General features: G+C 65.8%; 6 protein-coding genes. All 6 read right to left on the reverse strand.

The window, feature by feature from the left end; translation table 11 throughout:
• The coding region (locus tag ACEW8N_RS10490; protein ID WP_373499768.1) for a beta-ketoacyl synthase N-terminal-like domain-containing protein at positions 1-677 on the reverse strand (677 nt) is incomplete at its 3' end.
• Between the two features lie 5 nt (positions 678-682).
• Positions 683-1681: a radical SAM protein gene (locus ACEW8N_RS10495; protein WP_373499769.1), complete on the reverse strand. Its 999-nt coding sequence runs from the start codon at positions 1679-1681 to the stop codon at positions 683-685.
• A 15-nt stretch (positions 1682-1696) separates the two neighbouring features.
• Complete coding sequence (locus ACEW8N_RS10500; RefSeq protein WP_373499770.1) at positions 1697-2782, reverse strand: radical SAM protein; 1086 nt, start codon at positions 2780-2782, stop codon at positions 1697-1699.
• Between the two features lie 70 nt (positions 2783-2852).
• Positions 2853-3509: a phosphopantetheine-binding protein gene (locus ACEW8N_RS10505; RefSeq protein ID WP_373499771.1), complete on the reverse strand. Its 657-nt coding sequence runs from the start codon at positions 3507-3509 to the stop codon at positions 2853-2855.
• A gap of 10 nt (positions 3510-3519) precedes the next feature.
• Complete coding sequence (locus ACEW8N_RS10510; protein ID WP_373499772.1) at positions 3520-4881, reverse strand: lipid biosynthesis B12-binding/radical SAM protein; 1362 nt, start codon at positions 4879-4881, stop codon at positions 3520-3522.
• A partial coding sequence (locus ACEW8N_RS10515) for a beta-ketoacyl synthase chain length factor (protein WP_373499773.1) occupies positions 4878-5868 on the reverse strand: 991 nt, incomplete at its 5' end. The genes ACEW8N_RS10515 and ACEW8N_RS10510, both read right to left, overlap by 4 nt.

Here is a 5868-nt window from a genome sequence, read left to right on the forward strand (position 1 = left end):
CGCTCCGGCGCCTCCTCCGGCGCGTCGGGGCGGGGGACGTAGGCCCCGTTCATGGTGGCGAATCCGGCCACGATGGGCTCCACCAGGGCGAAATCCACGGCCCCGCAGATGGCCATGTCGGCCCGGCCGGCCGTGAGGAGCATGGCCCCCATGATCATGGAGACCGTCCCCGTGGCGCAGGCCGCGATCGTCGCGGCGATGGGGCCGGTGGCCCCGGTCAGGATGGAGACCTTGCCGCCCACCATGTTGATGCAGGCGTTGGGGTTGGCATAGGGGGGCGGCAGTCTGCCCTCGGAGATCATGCGGCGGTCGGCGTGGAGCAGCGCGTCCTGGCCGCCCACGGCCGAGCTGTAGGTCACCGCCACCCGGGGGGCGATATCCGGCGTGATCTCGATGCCCGCGTGCGTCAATGCCCGATGGACCGTGAGCAGGGCGTACCTGAAAATGGGGGAGGGCCAGAGGGCCAGGGCCCGGGGGCTCAGAAAGGGATAGGGGCCCGGGTCGATCTCCTCCACCTGACCGGCGATGCGCACCGGAAACCCGGGGTCCAGGGGAAACCGGGTCAGGGGCCCGATGCCGCTTTCCCCGGCCGCTGCCCGGCGCCACTGGGCGTCCAGGGCCGTGCCCAGGGGAGAAACGGCGTCATACCCGACGATGACGGGGCATCTGTCATCCATGCCGTCTACCACGGGATGAATTGATAGAGTTTGGCGAACATCTCGTAGACCTCGATCCAGTTCTGGAGGTCCCGGGGGGTCTGGATGTGGGCCCGCTTGTTGACCATCACCCAGCTCATGTGGGCCGCGCCGTCCTTGCAGGTGCCGCAGTCCCGGGTTTCGGAGGTGCAGCACCGGTGCATGGTGGAAAGATCCGATGCCCACCGGATGAAATGGATCAGCCGTTTGGGCTGCGGGGTCCGCGTGTCCAGGGGCTCGGTCACGGAGGGGCACTCCTGCCATCCGAAGGTCCGCCCCATCATTTTCCCGGTGGTGATGATTTCGTGGTAATACCGGGAGGAGATAACCGTCTGCGGGTATTTCTCCAGCATCCCGTCCATTTCATGGCGGATGGCGACAAGCTCCCCGGGCTTCCAGAAGAACCCGTCCACCCCCTCGTCGTTGGACAGAAGCTGCATGTGGATCTTGAGCCCGGCGTCGCGGACCTTGCGGATGATCTTTTCGGTCTTTCCGATCTGGCGGGGGGTGATGGTATAGAGATAGTAGGCGTGGGGGTCGCCCGCGTAATTTCTGCTGGAGACGGCAAAGGTGTCCTTTCCCCGAAGCAACGTTTCGTCGGCCTCGTCCCCCCACAGGGAGATGCCCACCATGAGGTCCGGGAACCGGTCCCGGGGCACCTTGATCAGTCCGTTGGTGGCGCAGAAGGTGGGCAGGCGCCGGTAAAAGACCTCCACCCGGTCCAGGCAGAGGGTGGGCTCCCCGCCGATCAGGATGGCCAGGTTCACCCCGCGGTCCGTCTCCCGGTCCACGAAGGCCTCCCATGCCGTGATGTCCGTCTCTTCATCCGCCGCCCGGTGCTCGCCGGACGAAAAGAAAAAGCATCCCCTGCATCGCAGGTTGCAGCGATTGGTGACATCGTAGATGGAGCTCCGGATGTTGAGCTTTGCGATCCTTTTGTATCGCTCGTGCCATTCGGGGTCCAGCAGTGAACTGACGGTCTTCATGGATAGACGACTCCTTCAGAAAAGGCCGTGGCCCGGTGGCGCAGTCGGCCGCAAACCCAGGTTGGGGGATTTTTCGTACCCCGTGACCCACACGGACAGATAGGTGTCCACGTAATCCAGCCACGCCCGGAAGGTTTCGGGGTCTGCGGCATGCCGGAAGAGGCGGGCCGTCACCACGGCGCTTCCGGCGGCATAGTGGCGGCAGTCCGGGCAGTCGGTGTCGGGCACGCAGCAGGCCGCCTCCCGATCCCAGGTCAGGTCGGTGCGGTACTGGCGGAAGGAGCGGCCCAGCCCCACGTCCGTGGAGGGGTTCATCCGGGGATAGCTGCAGGAAAAGAGATGGTGCAGGCCGAACCGATGGGTGTGGGCAACCGCGCTGTAAGGGGAGAAGAGCAGGGTGTCCGGATGCCGGTCCAGGAGTTCCAGCATGACCCTGCGGGTGTGCTGGAGGGAGTCCTCGGTGTGGCGGAGATCCCCCGCGTATCCCACCGGGGCCGAAAACATGTTGAAGGTGACCTTGCACCCGCTGCCGGCCAGGGCGGCCATCACCCCGGGGGCCTGGTCGATGTTGTGCCGGGTGAAGGTGTAGACGAAAACGGCCCGGGGGTCGCCCCCGTAGTTGTCGATCTGCCGGGGGAGCATCTCCTTCGCCCCGCGGGTCTTCCGGCTGGTCTCGTCGTCGCCCCAGACCGAGATATGGATCTTATACCCCACGTCCTCGGGAATGAACCGGAGGCCGTTGGTGGCGACGGCCCCCAGGGGGATCTCCTCGTGGCAGACCCGGCAGAGTTCGGGGACCAGGGAGGGCTCGGCCCCGGCCAGCACCACAAAGGTGATGCCCCGGGCCTTCTCCTCCCGCATCAGGATCCGCCAGGCCTCGGGGTCGCGGTTTTCGGCCGCGGACTGCTTCTCCCCCTCAAAGTAGTAACATCCCTCGCAGCGGATGTTGCACTGGTGGGTCATGTCATAGGTGGACTCCCTCAGGAAAAAATACCGGCGGACCGTCTCCCATCGGTTTCGGGTTTCCGGATCCGCCAGGATTTCTGAAAATTTCCATGTTTTTTCAGGCTGCGGGCGTTTGGTTTCTCCAGCAATTTCCACGGACGTGCTCCCGGAGGCATGGGCCGGGGCGGATGTCGAGGGCGTTGGCCTTCGCTCATGGCCCCGGGGGTCAGCCATGTTTCTTGTTCTGGATGTATTGGGCGATCAACCGAACCGTCGTCAGCTTCGGGTAGTCGTCCTCGTCGATGCGGATGACGTATTCGTCTTGAAGCACCAGGGCCACGGTGGCCAGGTCCATGCTGTCGATCCCCACCTCGTCCACCAGATCGACGTCGGCGTCAAAGGTTTCCGGCGTCACGTCCTCCAGCTTGAGCTCATTGATCATCACCTCCGCCACATGACGGATGACCTTGTCGGTTTCCACCACCATCTCTGCTTCGTCTCCTTTATGGGCTTCTTTACGGGGTTGGGGCCTTTCGGGGCCGCCGGGTTCAACGGTCATCATGCCGCTTGCCGCGATATCCTCACCGACCTGGATCTGGAAGGCATGCGCAACCCCTCCCGGATTCGGTTGGATACGGATCTCCAGGGAATCGCCCGGGCGGATCACCCGTTTGAAACGCACCCGGCGGACCCCGGTGATCCGGACCGCCCCGAAAGCAAACCGGAGGGTCTCCAGAACCATGGCCAGCTGGGCGATCCCGGGCAGGATCGGATCCTCCGGGAAATGCCCTGAAAACCAGGGGGAATCCGCTTCCACCCGGACCCGGGCGCGCCATCCACCCTCCGGGTCCATGCGGGTGTCTTCAAAAAGCTGCCATGCCATCAGGACCACCTCACCGGATCAGATATTCCCAGAGGGGCCCGGAATATCCCCTGGCATACATCCTGTCCAGGGTGCTGGCGACCTCGCTTCCGCCGGCCCCGATCAACCAGTTGGATCGTCCGGCGCGCCGCTCTTCGACCTTCTCGACAATCTCCCGCTCATCCATATCACGCGATCGGTAAAAAACCGGTTCCAGGAGGGGCGTGCCCTCGGATATCTGCCCCTCCCCGATGGCCATGTCATAGAGCCTCGTGTGGGGATAAATCCGCATGCCGCAGAAAAAAAATAGAACGGTTTTTTCCAGTTTGTCAATATTGGAAAGGGTTCGCGTAAGGGTCTCCCGCGTTTCCCCGGGTCCGCCCAGGAGAAAATAGTGGGCCGCGTGGACCCCGGCCGCCCGGGCCGCCTGATGGCTTTCCAGAACATCCGCCGTCCGAAAGGGTTTGCCGTAGGCAAAGAGCACGGGGTCCGACAGGGATTCCGTGCCGAATTCCACATGACGCAGCCCGGCATCGGCCAGGCGCAGGTAGTAGTCCGCAGGCGGCCGGGTGGGCGCAAAAAAGGCGCCCCAAGGGATGGACAGACCGAGCCGCTCAAAAGCCCGGCCCACGGCCGCGCTGTGGGCATAGTCGGCGTTGAAGGCCGAGTCCGTGATAAAGAGGTATCGGGCCCCGGCCTCCTGGAGGTCCATGGCGGTCCGGGCCGCCGCCTCCGGCGCGGTGAAGCGCGACCGCCGGCCCTCGATGTGGGGATAGGTGCAATAGATGCACTGGAAGGGGCATCCCCTTCGGGTCTGCAGGTTGAGCATCCCGCCTTTGGCCAGGTAGAACGCCACATGGGGGGCGTTCCTGTCGAACCTTCGGCCGAACCCGCCCTTCCAGGGGCCGGAAACCGCGTCCCCGGATTCCGGGCGGACCTCCGCCGCGATCAGGCCGGGAAATGCCGGCGTCTTCTCCCCTCGGGCCAGGGCAGACACCAGCAGGCCGAAGCGCTCGCCCTCCCCCACGATGCCGTAATCGGCGCCCATGGCCGACATCATCTCCCGGGGAAAGAGGGTGAATCCGCTCCCGCCCAGAACCAGGGGGGCCGCCGTCGCTTCCCGGATCACCGAGGCCAGTGCCTGGTAGCGGCCCACAAACCCTTCGGGCGCCGACAGGTCCGTGTTGTCGATATTGCGGAGGGACAGGCCCACGAGATCCGGCCCGAACGCCCGGATCGATTCCGTCAGGGCCGCGGGTTCGGGCAGCAGATGGACATCCGCGACCTTCACCTCATGGCCGGGCCCGACAGCGGCGGCCACATAATCGAGCCCCAGGGGATACACCGGGTAAGGGGCGGCAAGGCCGTTGGCGGAGACGAGCAGAATCTTCACGGCAGCACCGCCACGGCGCTCAGGCAGGCGCCCAGCCCAAGGACCAGGATGCCCCGGCTCTCCAGGGAAAGGGGTGCCGGGATGTCCGGCGGCGCCAGGATCGTTTTCCGGCGGCAAGCTTCCACGGCCACGGCCACGGCCGCCGCTGAGGCCGTGGCGAATTCGCCGATCTGCCGCCGGAAATCCAGGACCGGGCCGTCAAATCCTGAAACCGAGAGAAATTCCTTCAGGCAGGCGGCCCCGTCCTCCCGCCACGCGGCCGGGATTCCTGCGAAAACTGCGGCAAAATCGCTCCGGAGCCGCGCAGGGCCGCCCAGGGCGGCCACCATATCGGCCGGCCGGAACTCCTCGGCCGGGGCCAGGACCGCCGGATAGACACGGACGCCGGATTCGCCGTCCTTCCGCATTCCGTGGACCCAGAGGGCACCGCCGCCGTCGGACGGGTGTTTCGCGAGAGCCGCCGAGGGGTCGAAAAGCGGGGTAAAGCGCGGATGGGCTTCATCCGCTCCCAATACCAGAAAGGGGCCGTCGATCTCATGGGCCATGAGGCTCGCGCAGAGCAGGGCCTGTTCAAAGGAGGCGTCCCCGCCGGTGGCGGTGATGCTGGGCCCGCGGGCATTGAAGTGGGCGGCGACGTGGCCGGCCGGGGCATTGTGAAGCGAGCCCACGAAATCGGTGGGACTGGCGAACCGGTGCCGGGATGCGGCCAGTTGATCGAGGAAATCATGGGTTTCCGAGAGGGGCCCCCAGCCCGTTCCCCAGAAAACGGCCGCGGGAGACGTCTCGCGCCCCGCCGCATCCCGTGCCGACGTAGCCAGGGACAGGGCCATCCGGGAAAGCCGCTTGAGCCGGCGGATCAACCGCGGGGGGAGATCCCGGGAGATCTCCTCAATGGAGAGGGTGCCCGCGCATCCCTCCCCGCGGCCAAGGCGCTCCAAGCTGGGCCCCATGAAGCCCGCGCCGGTCAGGCAGGCGGCGGCCCCGACC

It is taken from the genome of Desulfococcus sp. (genome assembly GCF_041737845.1).
GTDB lineage: Bacteria > Desulfobacterota > Desulfobacteria > Desulfobacterales > Desulfococcaceae > Desulfococcus.